The following is a 21033-nucleotide window of genomic DNA, read 5'->3' as shown; positions in this document are numbered from 1 at the left end:
ATTTCTCATGGAAAAGAGAACGCCACATTGCCCGCTGGAGCGGGTGAAAGCCCTGGCTGCGGCAAGGCGCATAAGTCCTACCGGCGCTGCATTGAGAGGTGCCAAGGCGCTAGGGATGGATTTTCCGGGCATGCTTGAGGTGATCACCTGCTTGAAGCGCACTGATTTCTACAAGAGCATGACAAGCCACACTGATCACGGGGTTTGGCAGGACGTTTATCGCCCACTCACAGCCGTTGGATACGTTTACCTGAAAGTGTCCGTGGTAGACGACGTGCTCATCGTGTCTTTCAAGGAGTTGTAATCATGAGATGTCCAATTTGCGGCGGTGCGGAACTCGCCCCTGACACTCAAGGTATGCCCTATCGCTACAAGGGAGAGACAACCGTAATCCCAGATGTGAGCGGCGACTACTGTTCTGCCTGTGGTGAGTGTGTGCTGAGCCATGATGAGGCCATGCGTGTCAGTGATCTGATGACGGCGTTCGAGCGTCAGGTCAATTCAAATGTTGTAGATCCTTCATTCATTGCATCCATGCGCAGGAAGTTCGACCTCGACCAGCGTGAGGCGGGGGAAATTTTCGGTGGGGGGGTCAATGCGTTCTCTCGTTATGAAAACGGCAAGACCACACCGCCTGTGGCGCTTGTAAAGCTGCTCAAGCTGCTGGATCGCCACCCTGAACTGTTCGAGGAAGTGCGTACAGCGTGATGACAGGCAGCATCAAAAAGCCCCCGGCTCTCGCGAACCGGGGGCTTTTTGATGTTGCAAGGGACAGCGGCCTTACATGTTCGGGTAGTTCGGCCCGCCAGCGCCTTCAGGGGTGACCCAGGTAATGTTCTGTGCCGGGTCCTTGATGTCGCAGGTCTTGCAGTGCACGCAGTTCTGCGCGTTGATCTGGAAGCGCTTGTTGCCGTCTTCCTGCGTGACCACTTCGTACACGCCCGCCGGGCAGTAACGCTGGGCCGGCTCGTCGTACAGCGGCAGGTTGCTGGCGATCGGCACGTTCGGGTCGGTCAGCTTCAGGTGGCAGGGTTGTTCCTCTTCATGGTTGGTGCTGGAGAGGAATACCGAGCTGAGTTTGTCGAAGCTGAGCTTGCCGTCCGGTTTCGGGTAGTCGATTTTTTTCGACTCGGATGCAAGTTTGAGGCAGGCGTAGTCTGGCTTGGTGTCGTGCAGGGTGAACGGCAGCTTGCCACCGAACCAGTTCTGGTCGACATAGTTGAATGCACCACCGAGCAGCGGGCCGAACTTGTGCAGTGCCGGGCCGAAGTTACGGCTGGCGAACAGTTCTTCGTACAACCAGCTGGCCTTGAACGCGCTCACGTAGCCGTCGAGCTGGTCGCCACCCTCGCGACCGGCAGCCAGTGCGTCAGCCACCGCTTCGGCGGCGAGCATGCCAGACTTCATGGCGGTGTGGCTGCCCTTGATCTTCGAGAAGTTCAGGGTGCCCAGGTCGCAACCGATCAGGGCGCCGCCGTTGAAGACCATCTTCGGCAGCGAGTTCAGGCCGCCCTTGCAGATGGCGCGGGCACCGTAGCTGATGCGCTTGCCGCCTTCCAGGTACTGGCTCATCACCGGATGGTGCTTGAGGCGCTGGAATTCGTCGAACGGCGACAGGTATGGGTTGGCGTAGGAGAGGTCGACGATCAGGCCGACCACCACCTGGTTGTTTTCCAAGTGGTAGAGGAACGAGCCGCCGGTGTTGTCCTTGCTGGTCACGTCCAGCGGCCAGCCGGCGGTGTGCACCACCAGACCCTGCTCATGCTTGGCCGGGTCGATTTCCCAGATTTCCTTCAGGCCGATGCCGTAGTGCTGAACGTCGGCTTCGCTGTCGAGGTTGAAGCGCTTGATCAGTTGCTTGCCGATATGGCCGCGGCAGCCTTCGGCGAACAGGGTGTACTTGGCACGCAGTTCCATGCCGGGGGTGTACAGGCCGTCTTTCGGGTTGCCCTCGCGGTCGACACCCAGGTCGCCGGTGATGATGCCGCGGACCACGCCGTTTTCATCGAACAGCGCTTCCTGGGCAGCGAAGCCCGGGTAGATCTCCACACCCAGGTTTTCCGCCTGCTGAGCCAGCCAGCGGCACAGGTTGCCCAGGGAGATGATGTAGTTGCCGTGGTTGTGCATGGTCTTGGGCACGAACAGGTCCGGGACCTTGGTCGAGCTGTCGGCACTTTTCAGCACATAGATGTCGTCGCGCTTCACTTCGGTGTTCAGCGGCGCGCCGAGTTCCTTCCAGTCGGGGAACAGTTCGTTCAGGGCGCGCGGTTCGAAGACCGCGCCGGAAAGAATATGAGCACCTACTTCGGAGCCTTTTTCCACCACGCAGACGCTGATCTCGCTACCGGCTTCGGCGGCCTTCTGCTTCAGGCGGCAGGCGGCGGACAGGCCCGCAGGGCCTGCGCCGACGATGACCACGTCGAATTCCATGTATTCGCGTTCCACAGGTTCTCTCCTACTCATCAAGGCTCGTGCTGTTGCTTTGTCTTATGGGTGCTTGCGTGCAGCGGCGCTTCACTGGCGCGAAACTGTAGCTACGCAATGGACGGACTACACCGTTTTGTCTTGGCGCGCATTATATCTACACCACTTGGTGGGTCCAATACAAACGTTTGTTTGAATTTGCCGGAGCCCAGTAAAATCACTGGAACGCGGCTGGAGGGTGACCGATTTGCCGTATTGACCGGATTGGGTGTAGCGGTCAAGATACGAGCGGTTTTACGTTCGCCGTAGGCTTGCAGCCGGGCTGCAGGTACACCTCTAAAGACCAGGTGTGGAGCAGGGTTTTGCGGCCTTTGGCCGTTTTGTAGTGGAGTTTACACGCCACCACAGAAAATGACCCGTGGGTATTTGCCGCAACAGTCGCGACAAGACTGTTCGGTCACCATGAAGTTTGCCTCTCCCGGTACGTTTTTAGAGGTGCCCTTGTACCCACGCGCATCGCCGGGCTCAGCCCAGGCGACTATCTATTCACCGGAGAGTAACGAGGAATCCATGAAGGTTCTTGTAGCTGTCAAACGAGTGGTCGACTACAACGTCAAGGTTCGCGTCAAGGCGGACAACTCCGGCGTCGACCTTGCAAACGTCAAGATGTCCATGAACCCCTTCTGCGAAATCGCCGTGGAAGAAGCCGTACGGCTGAAGGAAAAGGGCGTCGCTACCGAGATCGTCGTCGTCTCCGTCGGCCCGACCACTGCTCAGGAGCAACTGCGTACCGCGCTGGCCCTGGGTGCTGACCGCGCCATCCTGGTCGAAGCCGCAGACGAGCTCAATTCCCTGGCCGTGGCCAAGGCACTGAAAGCCGTTGTCGACAAAGAGCAGCCACAGCTGGTCATCCTCGGCAAACAAGCCATCGACAGTGACAACAACCAGACCGGCCAGATGCTGGCCGCGCTGACCGGCTTCGCCCAGGGCACCTTCGCCTCCAAGGTCGAAGTCGCTGGCGACAAGCTGAACGTCACCCGTGAAATCGACGGCGGCCTGCAGAGCGTTGCGTTGAACCTGCCCGCCATCGTCACCACCGACCTGCGCCTGAACGAGCCACGCTACGCGTCGCTGCCGAACATCATGAAGGCCAAGAAGAAGCCGCTGGAGACTGTGACTCCAGACGCGCTGGGCGTATCCCTCGCCTCCACCAACAAGACCCTGAAGGTTGAAGCCCCGGCTGCCCGCAGCGCTGGCATCAAGGTCAAATCGGTGGCCGAACTGGTCGAGAAGCTGAAGAACGAAGCGAAGGTAATCTAAATGACTATCCTGGTTGTCGCTGAACACGAGAACGGTGCCGTTGCCCCGGCTACCCTGAATACCGTCGCCGCTGCCGCCAAGATCGGTGGTGATATCCACGTGCTGGTCGCAGGCGCAAACGTCGGTGGCGTTGCCGAAGCCGCTGCCAAGATTGCTGGCGTGGCCAAGGTGCTGGTGGCCGATAATGCCGCCTACGCCCACTTCCTGCCGGAAAACGTAGCGCCGCTGATCAAAGAGCTGGCGAGCGGTTACAGTCACGTGCTGGCCCCGGCCACCACCAACGGCAAGAACGTCCTGCCGCGCGTCGCCGCGCTGCTGGATGTCGACCAGATCTCCGAGATCATTTCGGTCGAGTCCGCCGATACCTTCAAACGCCCGATCTACGCCGGTAACGCCATTGCCACCGTGCAATCGAGCGCTGCGGTCAAGGTCATTACCGTGCGTACCACCGGTTTCGACGCCGTGGCCGCCGAAGGTGGCTCGGCTGCCGTCGAAGCGGTCGCTGCTGCGCACAACGCTGGCATCTCGGCCTTCGTTGGCGAAGAGCTGGCCAAGTCCGACCGCCCAGAGCTGACCGCTGCCAAGATCGTCGTATCCGGCGGCCGTGGCATGGGCAACGGTGACAACTTCAGGCACCTGTACAGCCTGGCGGACAAGCTCGGCGCTGCCGTCGGTGCCTCGCGCGCCGCAGTCGACGCAGGCTTCGTGCCGAACGACATGCAGGTCGGCCAGACCGGCAAGATCGTTGCGCCACAGCTGTACATCGCGGTCGGTATCTCCGGCGCGATCCAGCACCTGGCCGGCATGAAGGATTCCAAGGTGATCGTCGCGATCAACAAGGATGAAGAAGCGCCGATCTTCCAGGTGGCTGATTACGGCCTGGTTGCCGACCTGTTCGAAGCAGTTCCAGAGCTGGAAAAGCTGGTCTGATCCGCCTGCTTCACTTATAAAGAAGCCCGACCCTCTCAAGCGGAGGGTCGGGCTTTTTTGTTGTCGGTGGCAAGGAGTGAAGAATGGTGTTGCGCGAAGCGGGCAGGGTGCTGGCATGCATGGCGGCGCTGCTGTCGCCGGTGGTGATGGCGGCAGGCAAGTGCGAGCGGCTGGTGGCAACTGGCAGCCCGGACGCTCCGCCATATTCCTGGCAGGACCCGAAAGACCCGAAACACCTGATCGGTGCCAATGTCGACCTGCTGCGCCAGGTGCTCGGCGAGCTGGGGGTGAAAGTCGAGGTGCTCAGTGCCGGCCGGCGCGATCAGGCCCTGGAAGAGGTGCGCAGCGGGCGCATGGACCTGCTGCTCGATACCCCCATGCAAGTGGATCAGTTGACTGCGCTGGACTACATCCACCCACCTTTGCAGCTCAACGAGTACCTGGTCTGGACACGCCATGACGCCACGCTGGCGTTCGACGGCCCGGCAGACCTTGCCAATTATCAGGGCAGCCTCTCGGAGCGTGCGCGCCTGACCCCGGCGTTCACCGCCTTTGCCAAGTCCCAGCTCAAGCTGGTGCCGGCGCAGAACCTCACCCAGGCCTTCCAGAAGCTGGTACTCGGCCAGGTCGACTATGTGCTGGCCGGGCGCTATTCGGGCATGGCCATGACTCAGGGCCTGGGCATGAGCAACAACCTCATCGCGCGCGGTTTGCCGGTGGATCGCCCAGGCCTGTACCTGGCCGTGTCGCACAATTCGGCCTGCAATGACGCGTGGTTGCGTGGGCAATTGGCGAAAAAGCTGACAGAATTGCCAATCTCCGGTGCGTCCGAAGCCGTGCTGCAACGTAATGTCGAGCGTTGGAAAGCGCAGATGCAAGTACAGGCGGACGCCCCAAAACATTAGGAAGAGTGCGTGAGAACCCAATCCCTGATCCTAGCCGTGGCCATGCTCGGCCTGGCTGGCTGCGCCAACGACCCGGCGCCCAATGAACAGATGCGAATTTCCGAGCAGGCCCTGGAGCAGGCCAAGGCAGTCGGAGCCACCGACCAGGTCGAGCCGTTGAAGCTGGCCGAAGACAAATTCGCCCGGGCCAAGAGCAATATGCTGACCGAGGACTACCGCGACGCGCGCATGCGTGCCGAGCAGGCCGAACTGGACGCACGCCTGGCCGAGGCGCAGGTGCTGAACCAGAAGAGCGAAGAGCAGCTGCAGCTGCTGCAGACGCGGGTCAAGCGCCTGCGCAAGCAGCTGGAGGTGCAGCCATGATGCGCTTCAATGCGAAAGCCGCACTGGCACTGCTGGCGCTGACGGCTGGCTTGCAGGGCTGTGCCAGCCAGCGTAGCTCGGCGGCGCTGGATGACGCGACTGCGGCATTCCAGAAGGTCAAGGACGATGCCGATGTGCTGCGCAGCGCCCCGCGTGATGTGATCCGCGCCGGTGAGTCGTTGTCGCGCGCCGAGCGTTTGTCCAGCTACATCGGCACGGGCAGCGACGTGCGCCATTATGCCTACCTGAGCCAGCGCTACAGCGAGATTGCCAGCGAGCACGCCAAGCTGGCGCTGAACGAGGAGCGTCGGGCCAAGCTCGACCTCGAACGCCAACGTCTGCAGCTGGCCCTGCGTGAGGCCAAGCTGGCCAGTGTGCAGCAGCAGGGCAAATGGGTAGAGAACCAGATTGCTGCGCTGGCCTCGGAGCAGGCCGACCGCGGCCTGGTGATGACCCTGAGTGATGTGCTGTTCGACACCGGCAGTGCCGACCTGAAAAACTCGGCCAGCCGCACGGTGCTCAAGCTGGTGCAGTTCCTTCAGCTCAATCCACGTCGCGTGGTGCGGATCGAAGGCTATACCGACAGCACCGGTACCCCGGAAGACAACCTCAAACTGTCGCGCGACCGTGCCCAGTCGGTGGCCGACATGCTGGTCGACCTGGGGGTCGATGAAAAGCGCCTGCAGGTCGAAGGCTATGGCGATCAGTATCCGATCGAGGCCAATGCCTCGGAGCGGGGCAGGGCGCAAAACCGTCGGGTGGAAATCGTGTTCTCCGATGACAAGGGTCGACTCGCTCCTGCGCGCTGATGTAGTTGCGCAGCTGCATTCCCTGTGGGAGCCGCGCTAGCCGGCATGGGCCGCAAAGCGGCCCCGCTTTACATCGCGCTGCACGGACTAATCGTTTAGACAGGTGTCACGCCATTATATTTGGCCTTGACTGCCATCTGTCCCAGTACACTTTGCAACTGTTACGGTATGCTCTACCGTCAGTGAGTCGTACAAGAACAACGAGCCCGTGTGCCGAGATTTCGCCATGACCAACCTGCTGCTGTACCAGCGTATCGCCCAGCAACTGGCCGATGACATCCGTCGAGGTGTCTACCAGCCAGGCGAACGCGTACCCTCCGTGCGCAAGATGAGCGCCCAGCTCAACGTCAGCCATGCCACGGTGTTGCAGGCCTACGCCAATCTCGAGGACCAGGGCCTGATCCGTGCCCGGCCGCAGTCGGGCTACTACGTGCACCAGACGCCCGCCCTTACTGCGCAGACGCCGGATATCGCCCGGGTCGAGCGCCCCGGCCTGGTCACGCGTGCCAGTATCATCCAGCAGGTGTTGACCGAGGCGCGTCGTGATGGTGTGTTCCCGTTCGGCGCCGCCGTGCCGCACGTTGACTACCTGCCGGTGCGCGCGTTGCACCAGCAGATCGCCAAGGTCACCCGCTTTCACAGCCCGCGTGCCTTCAGCTACATGTTCAGCCCCGGTTTCGAGCCGCTGCGACGGCAGATCGCGATCCGTATGCGCGATGCCGGCGTGCTGGTCGACCCGCGTGAAGTGATCGTCACCCATGGCTGTGTCGATGCCTTGCAGATGTCGCTGCGGGTGCTGACTCGCCCGGGTGACCTGATCGCGGCCGAATCGCCGACTTATTACGGGCTTCTGCAGCTGGCGGACCTGCTGGGGTTGAAGGTGATCGAGATTCCAAGTGATCCCTCTACCGGCATCAGCCTCGAAGCCCTGCAACTGGCCGCCAACCAGTGGTCGATCAAGGCCCTGGTGCTGACTTCGCGCCTGAGCAACCCGCTGGGTGGCACAGTGCCTGAGGAGCGGCAGAAGCAGTTGCTGCGCCTGGCGTCGGACTACGATATCCAGATCGTCGAAGACGACATCTACGGCGAGTTGATGTTCGAGCAAGGCAAGACCAAGGCGCTCAAGGCTTTCGACCGGCTGGACCGGGTCATCTACTGTTCGAGCTTTTCCAAGACCCTTTCACCCGGGGTGCGGGTCGGCTGGATGGTGGCGGGGCGTTATCAGGATGAAATCCAGCGCTTGCAGACTTTCACTACCCACTCGGCGTGCAGCGTGACCCAGATGGGTGTAGCGGCGTACCTGGAGAATGGTGGCTACGACCGGCATCTGCGCTATATCCGCCAGGAGTACCGCAAGAACCTCAGTGCCTACCAGCTGGCGGTGCAGCAGCACTTCCCCGAAGGTACCCAGATGACCCGGCCAACCGGCGGTTTCATCCTCTGGGTCAGCCTGCCTGGGCGGGTCAATACTCAGGAGCTGCATGTACGTGCGCTGGAGCAGGGCATCAGCATCGCCCCCGGCCTGATCTTCAGTAATACCGAGCAGTTCAACCACTGCATACGGCTCAACTGCGGCATTCCATGGAACAAGGAGGCCGAACGGGCGGTCATCACGCTAGGGCTGTTGGCCCAGCAATTGTGCAGGGAATCGCAGCCCACGTTTTTGTAGGCTTGCCAGCGACGGTCGGAACAGAGAGCATACGCACTTTCCAGCCCCGCCTGCCGTCGATGTCCATGAACCTGCTGCGTAGTGTCGCCTTGATTATTTGTATTGCGCTGTACGGCCTGCCTTGTGCTGTGGTCCAGGCTGCGCAGCCTTCTGACCAGGCGCAAGCGGTGCATGACAAAGCGGCAAAGCCTGCGGCTAAAGCCAAGCCTGCGGCCAAGGCCAAGCCAAAGGTCAAGCCTAAACCCAAACCGGTCAGCGAGGTGGTCAAGCAGCCATTGCCAAAGGCCAGGCTGGACCTGAGCCTGCCACGGGGCATGGTCGATAATCTCGAGCCTGAAGTGGGTGACCCGACGACACGACGCAAGCCTCTGTTGCCGGCGATGTTCACCGAGAAGCCGGAAACCAGCGACAGCCCGTTCCAGCTCAACGGTCGCCTGATCAGCAATGAGATGCAGCTGCAGTTGCGCAACGACAGTCGGCACGATGTCGAAGGTGCGGCAATCGAGTTCGAGTTCCGTAATTGAATGGGTTGAACTGACTGCCGAGTCACGGCAGATTTCATCGGGCCAGTAATTTCAAACGCATGTTTGAGCGGTTACTATCCAGGGACGTTCGTTCCGTTTTGCTCCAGGGAGTCCTGTTTTAGCCATGAATTGTCGTGAGGGTTGTGGTGCCTGCTGCATCGCCCCGTCCATCAGCTCGGCGATGCCGCGCATGCCTCAGGGCAAGCCGGCGGGCGAGCGCTGCCTGCACCTGACTGCAGAAAACCTCTGCGACCTGTTCGGCAAGCCCGAGCGGCCGGCAGTGTGTGGTGGATTCAAAGCGGATATCGAGGTGTGTGGCAATGATCGCGACGAGGCGATCAGGATTCTTGGCTGGTGGGAGCAGATGACGGCGGCGTGAGAGGCTGGATCTTCGACAACAAGGATAAACATGATGAGATCGTTCAAGCGTATTGCACTGCTGTGTGGCATGGGTGTCCTGCTGGCGCCGGCCGCCTGGGCCGAAAACTGGCAGGTGGCCAAGGACGAGGAGGGGATCAAGGTCTCGCTCAGTGAGGTGCCGGGCTCGAAGTACAAGGCTTACCAGGGCGTGACCCTGATCAAGGCGCCGTTGGCCAAGGTCCAGGCGCTGCAGGAAGATGTGGCTGGAGCCTGTTCGTGGATTCACGAATGCAAGTCGCAAAAGCTGCTCAAGCACGAAGGCGACCAGAGCTGGACCTACACCCAGTTCAATACGCCGTGGCCGGTGACGCCGCGCGATTCCGTGTTACATGTCACCACCGTCAAGGGGGCTGACGGCAGCCTGACCCGCAACCTGGTCGAAGAGCCGACCTACATCCCGGAAGAAAAGGGCTTTGTGCGGGTGACGAAAGTGCAGGGCTTCTGGAAGCTGGTGCCCAAAGGCGACAGTACCGAGGTGACCTATCAAGTGCACACAGAGCCGGGTGGCAGCGTGCCTGCGATGGTGGCCAACAAATTCGTGGTCGACTCGCCGTTCAATACTCTCAAAGGGTTGCGTGAGCGGGCCGAAAAAAACTGAGGTTTGGCGCGGTCCATGTGGGAGCGGCCTTGTGTCGCGAAAGGGCTGCACAGCGGCCCCAGGATTTGTGGCTTGCCCGAGATTGCTGGGGCCGCGTCGCGGCCCATTCGCGACGCAAGGCCGCTCCTACAGAGATCGCATATCAATAAAAAAGGCTGCCCGAGGGCAGCCTTCTTGCGTTCGGCGCGTAGCGCTTACTTGCGGTCCTTCAGCTCGACGATGTCGCGCTGCAGCTCGCCGGTGTACAACTGGCGAGGGCGGCCGATCTTGTACGGGCTGGAGAGCATTTCTTTCCAGTGCGAAATCCAGCCGACAGTACGAGCCAGGGCGAAGATCACGGTGAACATGCTGGTCGGAATGCCGATCGCCTTCAGGATGATGCCCGAGTAGAAGTCGACGTTCGGGTACAGCGAGCGCTCGATGAAGTACGGATCGGTCAGGGCGATCTCTTCCAGGCGCATGGCCAGTTCGAGCTGCGGATCGTTCTTGATGCCCAGCTCGCCCAGGACTTCGTCGCAGGTCTGCTTCATCACGGTGGCACGTGGGTCGCGGTTCTTGTAGACCCGGTGACCGAAGCCCATGAGCTTGAACGGGTCGTTCTTGTCCTTGGCCTTGGCGATGTACGTGTCGATGTTCGAGACATCGCCAATTTCATCGAGCATGGTCAGGACCGCTTCGTTCGCGCCGCCGTGGGCCGGGCCCCACAGTGCAGCGATGCCGGCAGCAATACAGGCGAACGGGTTGGCGCCCGAGGAGCCTGCCAGGCGCACGGTGGACGTGGAGGCGTTCTGTTCGTGGTCGGCGTGGAGGATGAAAATCCGGTCCATTGCCTTGGCCAGCACCGGGCTGATCGGTTTGATCTCGCACGGGGTGTTGAACATCATGTGCAGGAAGTTCTCCGCGTACGACAGGTCGTTGCGCGGATACATCATCGGCTGGCCCATGGAGTACTTGTAAACCATCGCGGCCAGGGTCGGCATCTTGGCGACCAGGCGCACCGCAGAGATTTCGCGGTGTTGCGGGTTATTGATGTCCAGGGAGTCGTGGTAGAACGCCGACAGGGCGCCGACCACGCCGCACATCACCGCCATCGGGTGAGCGTCGCGGCGGAAACCGTTGAAGAAGGACTTCAGCTGCTCGTGAACCATGGTGTGGTTCTTCACGGTGCTGACGAACTGGGCCTTCTGCTCGGCATTCGGCAGTTCGCCGTTGAGCAGCAGGTAGCAGGTTTCCAGGTAATCCGATTTCTCGGCGAGCTGTTCGATCGGGTAGCCGCGGTGCAGCAGCACGCCCTTGTCGCCGTCGATGTAGGTGATCTTCGACTCGCACGAGGCAGTTGCCATGAAACCAGGGTCGAAGGTGAAGTGACCAGTGGCCCCCAACCCGCGGACGTCGATTACATCAGGACCAACGGTGCCGGTTAAAATGGGCAGCTCGACGGGGGCAGCGCCCTCGATGACCAACTGCGCTTTTTTGTCAGCCATGTGGCCTCCTATTAATGCTTGAAATCATCAGACAGCCCCCCACGCAGGGCCCGCACCACTATAGAGAAGTAAATTCGAATGTCAATTTGCCTAAAGGCTGGTTGAAACGGCCTTCAAGGCCTGATTTTTCACGAATTTCTCGCCCATTTACGCCTTTTGCTCACTAAAGGCAATCCGCTATTTGGGCTACCCCGTCACGTTGTCATAAGCAGCCTAACTGTCTATACTCGGCACCCGACTCCCAGGGGCTTGCAAGCCCGAACTGCTGGGGGTCGCCGTTCCCTGGGTGGTGGGTACCTGACCAGTACACTTACCAACAACTTTGCCCTGATTCGCTAGGGGCTCTTCAGTGTGAAAAAAGCCGTGAAAAGCCAACGACCTGTAAACCTAGACCTAAGGACCATCAAGCTTCCTGTCACTGCGTACACGTCCATTCTGCACCGTATCTCCGGCGTCATCCTGTTCATCGGCCTTGCCATCATGCTTTATGCACTGGGCAAATCGCTGGGTTCCGAGGAAGGCTTCGGTGAGGTGAAGGCGTGTCTGACCAGCCCGCTGGCCAAGTTCGTGACCTGGGGCCTGCTGTCCGCCCTGCTTTATCACCTCGTGGCAGGTGTTCGTCACCTGATCATGGACATGGGTATCGGTGAGACGCTGGAAGGCGGCAAGCTGGGCTCGAAAATCGTGATCGTCATCTCCGTGGTGCTGATCGTTCTGGTGGGAGTTTGGGTATGGTAACCAATGTCACGAACCTGTCGCGTTCGGGCCTCTATGACTGGATGGCGCAGCGCGTATCTGCGGTCGTTCTCGCGGCTTACTTCATATTCCTGATCGGCTACGTGGTCGCCCACCCAGGCATCGACTACACCCAGTGGCACGGTCTGTTCTCCAACAACGCGATGCGGATCTTCAGCTTGCTGGCCCTCGTTGCCCTGGGCGCTCACGCCTGGGTCGGCATGTGGACCATTGCAACCGACTACCTGACGCCTATGTCGTTCGGCAAGTCGGCAACTGCGATTCGTTTCCTGTTCCAGGCGGTATGCGGCGTTGCGATGTTCGCTTACTTCGTCTGGGGTGTGCAGATTCTCTGGGGTATCTGATCCATGGCTAGCATTCCAACCATTTCCTTCGACGCCATCATCATCGGTGGTGGCGGCGCCGGCATGCGCGCTGCGCTGCAACTGGCTCAAGGCGGCCACAAGACTGCCGTAGTCACCAAGGTCTTCCCGACCCGTTCGCACACCGTGTCCGCCCAGGGCGGCATCACCTGCGCCATCGCTTCGGCCGACCCGAACGACGATTGGCGCTGGCACATGTACGATACCGTCAAGGGCTCCGACTACATCGGTGACCAGGACGCTATCGAATACATGTGTCAGGAAGGCCCGGCTGCAGTCTTCGAGCTGGACCACATGGGTCTGCCTTTCTCGCGTACCGAAACCGGCCGTATCTACCAGCGCCCGTTCGGTGGCCAGTCCAAGGACTTCGGCAAGGGTGGTCAGGCTGCCCGTACCTGCGCCGCTTCCGACCGTACCGGTCACGCGCTGCTGCACACCCTGTACCAGGGCAACCTGAAAGCCGGTACCACCTTCCTCAACGAGTACTACGCCGTTGACCTGGTGAAGAACCAGGAAGGCGCCTTTGTCGGTGTGATCGCGATCTGCATCGAAACCGGCGAAACCATGTACATCAAGTCCAAGGCCACTGTTCTGGCGACTGGCGGTGCGGGCCGTATCTACGCGTCCACCACCAACGCCCTGATCAACACCGGTGACGGTATCGGCATGGCCCTGCGCGCCGGTGTGCCTGTGCAGGACATCGAGATGTGGCAGTTCCACCCGACCGGCATCGCCGGCGCCGGTGTACTGGTCACCGAAGGTTGCCGCGGTGAGGGTGGCTACCTGATCAACGCCCACGGCGAGCGCTTCATGGAGCGTTACGCACCGAACGCGAAAGACCTGGCCGGCCGCGACGTGGTCGCCCGTTCCATGGTCAAGGAAATCATCGCCGGCAACGGCGTGGGCCCGAACAAGGACCACGTACTGCTGAAGCTGGACCACCTGGGCGAGGAGGTGCTGCACAGCCGCCTGCCAGGTATCTGCGAACTGTCCAAGACCTTCGCCCACGTCGACCCTGTGGTCGCGCCGGTGCCGGTCGTTCCAACCTGCCACTACATGATGGGTGGCGTTGCCACCAACATTCATGGCCAGGCCATCACCATGGACGAAGAAGGCAAGGATCACATCATTCCTGGCCTGTTCGCCGTAGGTGAAGTGGCGTGCGTATCGGTTCACGGTGCCAACCGCCTGGGCGGCAACTCGCTGCTCGACCTGGTGGTGTTCGGCCGTGCTGCCGGCCTGCACCTGGAAAAGGCGCTGAGCGATGGCATCGAGCATCTCGACGCCAGCGACACCGACATCGACGTTGCCCTGAGCCGTCTGAGCAAGCTCAACGAGCGCTCCACTGGCGAAGACGTTGCCAGCCTGAAGCGCGAGCTGCAGAGCTGCATGCAGAACTACTTCGGTGTATTCCGTACTGGCGAATACATGCAGAAGGGTATCGAGCAGCTGGCCGGCCTGCGTGAGCGCATCGCCAACGTCAAGATCAACGACAAGTCCCAGGCCTTCAACACCGCGCGTATCGAAGCGCTGGAGCTGCAGAACCTGCTGGAAGTCGCCGAAGCTACTGCCATTGCGGCCGAAGCCCGCAAAGAGTCCCGCGGCGCTCACGCCCGTGAAGACTTCGAAGACCGTGACGACGAAAATTGGCTGTGCCACACCCTGTACTACCCGGGTGAGAAGCGCGTCGCCAAGCGTGGCGTCAACTTTGCGCCGAAGACTGTTCCAGCCTTCGAACCAAAAGTCCGGACTTACTAAGGGTGGCTGCTATGTTGAAAGTCGAAGTTTATCGTTACAACCCGGACACCGACTCGGCGCCCAAGATGGAGTCGTTCGACGTCGATACCGGTGGCAAGGACCTGATGGTGCTGGACGTGCTGGCACTGATCAAGGAGAAGGACGAGGGTTTCTCGTACCGTCGCTCCTGCCGTGAAGGCGTTTGCGGTTCCGATGGCATGAACATGAACGGCAAGAACGGCCTGGCCTGCATCACCCCGCTGTCGGGTGTGGTCAAGGGCAACAAGCTGATTCTGCGCCCGCTGCCAGGCCTGCCGGTCATTCGTGACCTAGTGGTCGACATGAGCATCTTCTACAAGCAGTACGAGAAGGTGAAGCCGTTCCTGCAGAACGACACCCCTGCTCCTGCCATCGAGCGTCTGCAGTCGCCGGAAGACCGCGACAAGCTGGACGGTCTGTACGAGTGCATCCTGTGCGCTTGCTGCTCGACCTCCTGCCCGTCGTTCTGGTGGAACCCGGACAAATTCCTGGGGCCGGCCGCTCTGCTGCAGGCCTACCGCTTCCTGGCCGACAGCCGCGACACCAAGACCCAGGAGCGCCTGGCGTCCCTGGATGACCCGTTCAGCGTATTCCGCTGCCGCGGGATCATGAACTGCGTCAACGTTTGCCCCAAGGGTCTGAACCCGACGAAGGCAATCGGTCACGTACGTAACATGCTGCTGCAAAGCGGCACCTGATACAAAGCGTTGTAACTGCAGTAAGCCGAGGTGCGGGTGGTGAGCCCGCGCCGAGGTAAACCTGAGCAAGGGCCCACAAAGCCCGCGCTCGATACCTATGAAGATATGAGACCAGCAGGGGCTTTCCGGGCTGGTACCCGGAAAATCAGCAGGATCCAAGTGGCGTGGTTCAGTCGCTTTAATCGGACTTTTCCAGGTTTGCTGTGGCTCTCGCCGATCAGTCCCCTAACCGAGGGTGACCAAGCATGCAAGAAAGCGTGATGCAGCGCATGTGGGAAAGCGCCCACCTTTCAGGTGGTAACGCTGCATATGTGGAAGAGCTCTACGAACTCTACCTGCACGACCCTAACGCTGTGCCAGAAGAGTGGCGCACTTACTTCCAGAAGTTGCCTGCTGATGGCAGCACCGCTACCGATGTATCGCACTCGACGATCCGCGACCATTTCGTACTGCTGGCAAAGAACCAGCGCCGCGCCCAACCGGTTTCCGCCGGGAGCGTGAGCACAGAACACGAGAAGAAGCAGGTTGAAGTTCTGCGACTGATCCAGGCCTATCGTATGCGCGGCCATCAGGCTGCCAAGCTCGACCCGTTGGGGTTGTGGCAGCGCCCTGCGCCCGTAGACCTGTCGATCAATCACTACGGCTTGACCAATGCCGATCTTGATACGACCTTCCGTGCCGGCGACCTGTTCATCGGCAAAGAGGAGGCGAGCCTACGCGACATCTTCGATGCACTCCAGAAGACATATTGTCGCACCATTGGCGCCGAGTTCACTCACATCGTCGATTCCGAGCAGCGTAGCTGGTTCCAGCAGCGCCTCGAAAGCGTGCGCGGCCGTCCGGAGTTTTCCGCCGACGTGCAGGCCCACCTGCTCGAGCGCGTGACTGCCGGTGAAGGCCTGGAGAAGTACCTGGGCACCAAGTACCCGGGCACCAAGCGCTTCGGCCTTGAAGGCGGCGAGAGCCTGATCCCGATGCTGGACGAAATGATCCAGCGTTCCGGCTCCTACGGCACCAAGGAAGTCGTCATCGGCATGGCCCACCGTGGCCGCCTGAACGTGCTGGTGAACACCTTCGGCAAGAACCCGCGCGAGCTGTTCGACGAGTTCGAAGGCAAGAAGATGAACGAGCTGGGCTCCGGTGACGTGAAGTATCACCAGGGCTTCTCCTCGAACGTGATGACCACCGGTGGCGAAGTTCACCTGGCCATGGCGTTCAACCCGTCCCACCTGGAAATCGTCTCGCCAGTGGTGGAAGGTTCGGTACGTGCCCGTCAGGACCGTCGCAACGACACCGTGGGTGACAAGGTTCTGCCGATCTCGATCCACGGTGACGCGGCATTCGCCGGTCAGGGCGTGGTCATGGAAACCTTCCAGATGTCGCAGACCCGCGGTTTCAAGACCGGCGGTACCGTGCACATCGTGATCAACAACCAAGTCGGTTTCACCATCAGCAACCCGCTGGACGCGCGCTCCACCGAGTACGCCACCGACGTCGCCAAGATGATTCAGGCACCGATCCTGCACGTCAATGGTGACGATCCGGAAGCCGTGCTGTTCGTGACCCAGCTGGCCATCGATTACCGCATGCAGTTCAAGCGTGACGTGGTCATCGACCTGGTCTGCTACCGTCGCCGCGGCCACAACGAGGCCGACGAGCCGAACGGCACCCAGCCGTTGATGTACCAGCAGATCACCAAACAGCGCACCACCCGTGAGCTGTATGCCGAGTCGCTGATCCAGGCCGGTCGAATCGACGCCGAGCGTGCTCAGGCCAAGATCGACGAGTACCGCAACGCCCTGGACAACGGCCTGCACGTGGTGAAGAGCCTGGTCAAGGAGCCGAACCGCGAGCTGTTCGTCGACTGGCGTCCGTACCTGGGCCATGCCTGGACCGCGCGTCACGACACCCGCTTCGACCTCAAGACCCTGCAGGACCTGTCGGCCAAGCTGCTGGAACTGCCAGAAGGCTTCGTCGTCCAGCGTCAGGTCGCGAAGATCTATGAAGACCGCCAGAAGATGCAGGCCGGTGGCTTGCCGATCAACTGGGGTTATGCAGAGACCATGGCTTACGCCACCCTGCAGTTCGAAGGTCACCCGATCCGCATGACCGGCCAGGACATCGGCCGTGGCACCTTCTCGCACCGTCACGCGGTGCTGCACAACCAGAAGGACGCCAGCACCTACGTACCGCTGAAAAACCTGTTCCCGGGCCAGCCACGTTTCGACCTGTACGACTCCTTCCTCTCCGAAGAAGCGGTACTGGCTTTCGAATACGGCTACTCGACCACCACGCCGAACGCGCTGGTGATCTGGGAAGCCCAGTTCGGCGACTTCGCCAACGGTGCCCAGGTGGTGATCGACCAGTTCATCACCAGCGGCGAGCACAAGTGGGGCCGCCTGTGCGGTCTGACCATGCTGCTGCCGCACGGTTATGAAGGGCAGGGGCCGGAGCACTCCTCCGCGCGTCTGGAGCGTTACCTGCAGCTGTGCGCCGAGCACAACATCCAGGTCTGCGTACCGACCACCCCGGCACAGATCTACCACCTGCTGCGTCGCCAGGTCATCCGCCCGCTGCGCAAGCCGCTGGTAGTCCTGACACCGAAGTCGCTGCTGCGCCACAAGCTGGCCATCTCGACTCTGGAAGACCTGGCAGAAGGCTCGTTCCAGACCGTGATCCCGGAAATCGACAGCCTCGATCCGGCCAAGGTCGAACGCCTGGTGCTGTGCAGCGGCAAGGTCTACTACGACCTGCTGGAAAAACGCCGTGCCGAAGGCCGTGAAGACATCGCGATCCTGCGTCTGGAGCAGCTGTATCCGTTCCCTGAGGACGACCTGGTCGAAATCCTGGCGCAATACACCAACCTCAAGCATGCGGTCTGGTGCCAGGAAGAACCAATGAACCAGGGCGCCTGGTACAGCAGCCAGCACCACATGCGCCGTATCCTGGGCCGCCACAACAAGGCACTGGTCCTGGAATACGCCGGCCGCGACGCTTCCGCCGCGCCAGCCTGTGGTTACGCTTCGAAGCACGCCGAACAGCAGGAAAAACTGCTGCAAGACGCCTTCACTGTCTAACGCCTTCGCGCACCTGAAACCGAATTTAAGGAAACACAGATAATGGCTATCGAGATCAAAGCCCCAACCTTCCCGGAATCGGTTGCCGACGGCACCGTTGCCACCTGGCACAAGCAGCCGGGCGAAGCCGTCAAGCGTGACGACCTGATCGTCGACATCGAGACCGACAAGGTCGTTCTGGAAGTTCTGGCCACCGCTGATGGCGTGCTGGGCGCCATCGTCAAGGGCGAGGGCGACACTGTCCTGTCCGACGAAGTGCTGGGTTCGATCGTTGAAGGCGGCGCTGCCGCAGCGCCTGCCGCCGCAGCCGCGCCTGCTGCTGCTCCGGCTGCTGCAGCTGCTGACGCTGGCGAAGATGACCCGGTTGCTGCGCCGGCCGCGCGCAAGCTGGCCGAAGAGAACGGCATCGACCTGGCTGGCGTTGCCGGTACCGGTAAAGGCGGTCGCGTCACCAAGGAAGACGTTGTTGCTGCTATTGCCAACAAGAAGTCGGCACCTGCTGCTGCACCGGCCGCCAAGCCTGCCGCCGCCGCTGCTGCCCCGGTTGTCGTCGCAGCTGGCGACCGCACCGAGAAGCGCGTGCCGATGACCCGCCTGCGTGCCAAGATCGCCGAGCGTCTGGTCGAAGCCCAGTCGAACATGGCCATGCTGACCACCTTCAACGAAGTCGACATGACCGAAGTCATGGCCCTGCGTTCGAAGTACAAGGACCTGTTCGAAAAGACCCACAACGGCGTGCGCCTGGGCTTCATGTCGTTCTTCGTCAAGGCTGCCACCGAAGCCCTGAAGCGCTTCCCGGCCGTCAACGCCTCGATCGACGGCAACGACATCGTCTACCACGGTTTTGCCGACGTCGGCGTTGCCGTGTCCAGCGACCGTGGCCTGGTGGTACCGGTATTGCGTAACGCCGAGTCGATGAGCCTGGCCGAGATCGAGAACGGCATCGCCACCTTCGGCAAGAAGGCCCGTGACGGCAAGCTGGCCATCGAAGAAATGACCGGCGGCACCTTCACCATCACCAACGGTGGTACCTTCGGTTCGATGATGTCGACCCCGATCGTCAACCCGCCGCAGGCCGCGATTCTCGGCATGCACAACATCATCCAGCGTCCGATGGCCATCAACGGCCAAGTCGTGATCCGCCCGATGATGTACCTGGCGTTGTCCTACGATCACCGCCTGATCGATGGCAAGGAAGCGGTAACCTTCCTGGTCACCATCAAGAACCTGCTGGAAGATCCGTCTCGCCTGCTGCTGGACATCTAATCGAATAGCCACGAGTTGCAAGCTGCAAGCTTCAAGTAGAAGCGTGTAGGCTTGCAGCTTTTGGCTTGTAGCTAGTTGCTGATAAGGAATCTTTTATGACCCAGAAATTCGACGTAGTGGTAATTGGTGCAGGTCCTGGCGGCTATGTGGCTGCCATCAAGGCCGCACAACTTGGTCTGAAGACTGCCTGTATCGAGAAGTACACCGACGCCGAGGGCAAGCTGGCCCTGGGCGGCACCTGCCTGAACGTAGGCTGCATTCCGTCCAAGGCGCTGCTGGACAGCTCCTGGAAGTACAAGGAAGCCAAAGAAAGCTTCAACGTCCACGGTATCTCCACTGGCGAAGTGAAGATGGACGTCGCGGCGATGGTTGGCCGCAAGGCTGGCATCGTCAAGAACCTGACCGGCGGCGTTGCCACCCTGTTCAAGGCCAACGGCGTTACCTCGATTCAGGGCCACGGCAAGCTGCTGGCTGGCAAGAAGGTCGAAGTCACCAAGGCTGACGGCACCACCGAAGTCATCGAAGCCGAGAACGTGATCCTCGCTTCCGGTTCGCGTCCGATCGACATTCCGCCGGCTCCGGTCGACCAGAACGTCATCGTCGACTCCACCGGCGCTCTGGAATTCCAGTCGGTACCCAAGCGCCTGGGCGTGATCGGTGCTGGCGTGATCGGCCTGGAGCTGGGCTCGGTATGGGCCCGTCTGGGCGCTGAAGTCACCGTCCTGGAAGCCCTGGACACCTTCCTGATGGCTGCCGACACCGCCGTGTCGAAAGAAGCCCAGAAGACCCTGACCAAGCAAGGCCTGGACATCAAGCTGGGCGCCCGCGTCACCGGCTCGAAAGTCAACGGCAACGAAGTCGAAGTGACCTACACCAACGCCGAAGGCGAGCAGAAGATCACCTTCGACAAGCTGATCGTTGCGGTCGGCCGTCGCCCGGTGACCACCGACCTGCTGGCCGCCGACAGTGGCGTGACCATCGACGAGCGTGGCTACATCTTCGTCGACGATCAGTGTGCCACCAGCGTTCCAGGCGTCTTCGCCATCGGTGACGTGGTGCGTGGCATGATGCTGGCGCACAAGGCTTCGGAAGAGGGCATCATGGTCGTCGAGCGCATCAAGGGTCACAAGGCCCAGATGAACTACGACCTGATCCCTTCGGTCATCTACACCCACCCGGAAATCGCGTGGGTCGGCAAGACCGAACAAGCCTTGAAGGCCGAGGGTGTTGAGGTTAACGTAGGCACCTTCCCGTTCGCGGCCAGCGGCCGTGCGATGGCAGCCAACGACACCGGTGGTTTCGTCAAGGTCATCGCCGACGCCAAGACCGACCGCGTCCTGGGTGTACACGTGATTGGCCCATCGGCTGCCGAACTGGTACAGCAGGGCGCAATCGCAATGGAATTCGGCACCAGTGCCGAGGATCTGGGCATGATGGTCTTCAGCCATCCAACCCTGTCCGAAGCGCTGCATGAAGCAGCGCTGGCAGTGAATGGCGGCGCCATTCACGTGGCCAACCGTAAGAAGCGTTAATTATAAGAAACCACGGCGGGCTGCCCGTCGTGAGTCTTGCGTGCATGACTCACCGCGGAATGTTCGCCGGACCGGACTACACGGGAAAACCCGGGGTCAATGGTCACAGGTGGTGCGGCG

At 61.0% G+C, this 21033-nt stretch carries 20 protein-coding genes; 18 read left to right on the top strand and 2 right to left on the bottom strand.

Features of this window, described 5'->3' with window-relative positions; genetic code table 11:
- The first annotated feature begins 7 nt into the window (after window positions 1-7).
- Entirely contained in the window at window positions 8-304 is a 297-nt protein-coding gene (locus ACIPW4_RS15760) for a type II toxin-antitoxin system MqsR family toxin (protein ID WP_400659259.1), read from the top strand.
- A 2-nt stretch (window positions 305-306) separates the two neighbouring features.
- Window positions 307-708: a type II TA system antitoxin MqsA family protein gene (locus tag ACIPW4_RS15755; RefSeq protein ID WP_400659257.1), complete on the top strand. Its 402-nt coding sequence runs from the start codon at window positions 307-309 to the stop codon at window positions 706-708.
- 72 nt (window positions 709-780) lie between these two features.
- On the opposite strand, the gene ACIPW4_RS15750 is transcribed toward ACIPW4_RS15755, so the two are convergent.
- Window positions 781-2463: an electron transfer flavoprotein-ubiquinone oxidoreductase gene (locus ACIPW4_RS15750; protein WP_400659256.1), complete on the bottom strand. Its 1683-nt coding sequence runs from the start codon at window positions 2461-2463 to the stop codon at window positions 781-783.
- A 531-nt stretch (window positions 2464-2994) separates the two neighbouring features.
- On the opposite strand from ACIPW4_RS15750, the gene ACIPW4_RS15745 reads away from it, so the two are divergent.
- The 9 genes from ACIPW4_RS15745 (at window position 2995) to ACIPW4_RS15705 (ending at window position 9962) form a co-directional block, all read left to right on the top strand.
- A complete protein-coding gene (locus tag ACIPW4_RS15745) occupies window positions 2995-3744 on the top strand; it encodes an electron transfer flavoprotein subunit beta/FixA family protein (protein WP_400659254.1) in 750 nt (249 codons plus the stop codon).
- Entirely contained in the window at window positions 3745-4674 is a 930-nt protein-coding gene (locus tag ACIPW4_RS15740) for an electron transfer flavoprotein subunit alpha/FixB family protein (RefSeq protein WP_400659253.1), read from the top strand.
- Window positions 4675-4757: 83 nt separating this feature from the next.
- Window positions 4758-5579, top strand: a complete 822-nt coding sequence (locus ACIPW4_RS15735; protein WP_400659251.1) for a substrate-binding periplasmic protein — start codon at window positions 4758-4760, stop codon at window positions 5577-5579.
- Between the two features lie 9 nt (window positions 5580-5588).
- Window positions 5589-5942, top strand: coding sequence for a DUF4398 domain-containing protein (locus ACIPW4_RS15730; RefSeq protein WP_400659249.1), 354 nt, complete (start codon window positions 5589-5591; stop codon window positions 5940-5942).
- Window positions 5939-6751, top strand: coding sequence for an OmpA family protein (locus ACIPW4_RS15725; RefSeq protein WP_400659248.1), 813 nt, complete (start codon window positions 5939-5941; stop codon window positions 6749-6751). The genes ACIPW4_RS15730 and ACIPW4_RS15725 overlap by 4 nt, the downstream gene beginning before the upstream one ends.
- A gap of 226 nt (window positions 6752-6977) precedes the next feature.
- The gene (locus ACIPW4_RS15720) at window positions 6978-8420 is read left to right on the top strand and encodes a PLP-dependent aminotransferase family protein (protein ID WP_400659246.1); all 1443 of its coding nucleotides are present in this window, start codon (window positions 6978-6980) and stop codon (window positions 8418-8420) included.
- Between the two features lie 65 nt (window positions 8421-8485).
- Window positions 8486-8944: a hypothetical protein gene (locus ACIPW4_RS15715; RefSeq protein WP_400659244.1), complete on the top strand. Its 459-nt coding sequence runs from the start codon at window positions 8486-8488 to the stop codon at window positions 8942-8944.
- 124 nt (window positions 8945-9068) lie between these two features.
- Window positions 9069-9323, top strand: coding sequence for a YkgJ family cysteine cluster protein (locus ACIPW4_RS15710; protein ID WP_400659242.1), 255 nt, complete (start codon window positions 9069-9071; stop codon window positions 9321-9323).
- A 33-nt stretch (window positions 9324-9356) separates the two neighbouring features.
- Window positions 9357-9962 carry an START domain-containing protein gene (locus ACIPW4_RS15705; RefSeq protein WP_400659241.1) on the top strand — a complete coding sequence of 202 codons (606 nt, stop codon included), beginning with the start codon at window positions 9357-9359 and terminating at the stop codon, window positions 9960-9962.
- A 194-nt stretch (window positions 9963-10156) separates the two neighbouring features.
- Here ACIPW4_RS15705 and gltA read toward each other — a convergent pair whose 3' ends face one another.
- Window positions 10157-11446, bottom strand: coding sequence for a citrate synthase (gene gltA / locus ACIPW4_RS15700; RefSeq protein WP_400659239.1), 1290 nt, complete (start codon window positions 11444-11446; stop codon window positions 10157-10159).
- Between the two features lie 351 nt (window positions 11447-11797).
- On the opposite strand from gltA, the gene sdhC reads away from it, so the two are divergent.
- The 7 genes from sdhC (at window position 11798) to lpdA (ending at window position 20913) form a co-directional block, all read left to right on the top strand.
- A complete protein-coding gene (gene sdhC, locus ACIPW4_RS15695) occupies window positions 11798-12184 on the top strand; it encodes a succinate dehydrogenase, cytochrome b556 subunit (RefSeq protein WP_008091902.1) in 387 nt (128 codons plus the stop codon).
- Window positions 12178-12546 (top strand): succinate dehydrogenase, hydrophobic membrane anchor protein, encoded by a 369-nt coding sequence (sdhD, locus tag ACIPW4_RS15690; RefSeq protein WP_008091903.1) that lies wholly within the window; start codon window positions 12178-12180, stop codon window positions 12544-12546. Before sdhC ends, sdhD begins: the two co-directional genes overlap by 7 nt.
- 3 nt (window positions 12547-12549) lie before the next feature.
- The gene (gene sdhA, locus ACIPW4_RS15685; RefSeq protein ID WP_400659237.1) at window positions 12550-14322 is read left to right on the top strand and encodes a succinate dehydrogenase flavoprotein subunit; all 1773 of its coding nucleotides are present in this window, start codon (window positions 12550-12552) and stop codon (window positions 14320-14322) included.
- An 11-nt stretch (window positions 14323-14333) separates the two neighbouring features.
- A complete protein-coding gene (locus ACIPW4_RS15680; RefSeq protein WP_172231853.1) occupies window positions 14334-15038 on the top strand; it encodes a succinate dehydrogenase iron-sulfur subunit in 705 nt (234 codons plus the stop codon).
- Between the two features lie 245 nt (window positions 15039-15283).
- Window positions 15284-18115 (top strand): 2-oxoglutarate dehydrogenase E1 component, encoded by a 2832-nt coding sequence (locus ACIPW4_RS15675; protein WP_400659235.1) that lies wholly within the window; start codon window positions 15284-15286, stop codon window positions 18113-18115.
- Window positions 18116-18157: 42 nt separating this feature from the next.
- Window positions 18158-19381 carry a 2-oxoglutarate dehydrogenase complex dihydrolipoyllysine-residue succinyltransferase gene (odhB, locus tag ACIPW4_RS15670; RefSeq protein ID WP_400659233.1) on the top strand — a complete coding sequence of 408 codons (1224 nt, stop codon included), beginning with the start codon at window positions 18158-18160 and terminating at the stop codon, window positions 19379-19381.
- Window positions 19382-19476: 95 nt separating this feature from the next.
- Window positions 19477-20913: a dihydrolipoyl dehydrogenase gene (lpdA, locus tag ACIPW4_RS15665; protein ID WP_400659231.1), complete on the top strand. Its 1437-nt coding sequence runs from the start codon at window positions 19477-19479 to the stop codon at window positions 20911-20913.
- The last annotated feature ends 120 nt before the right edge of the window (window positions 20914-21033 follow it).

Origin of the sequence: Pseudomonas sp. NPDC089996 (assembly GCF_044748405.1) — a bacterium.
In the GTDB taxonomy this organism is placed as follows: Bacteria; Pseudomonadota; Gammaproteobacteria; order Pseudomonadales; family Pseudomonadaceae; genus Aquipseudomonas.
Note: the sequence above shows the minus strand (reverse complement) of the source record. Positions and strands in the feature narration are given on the sequence as shown.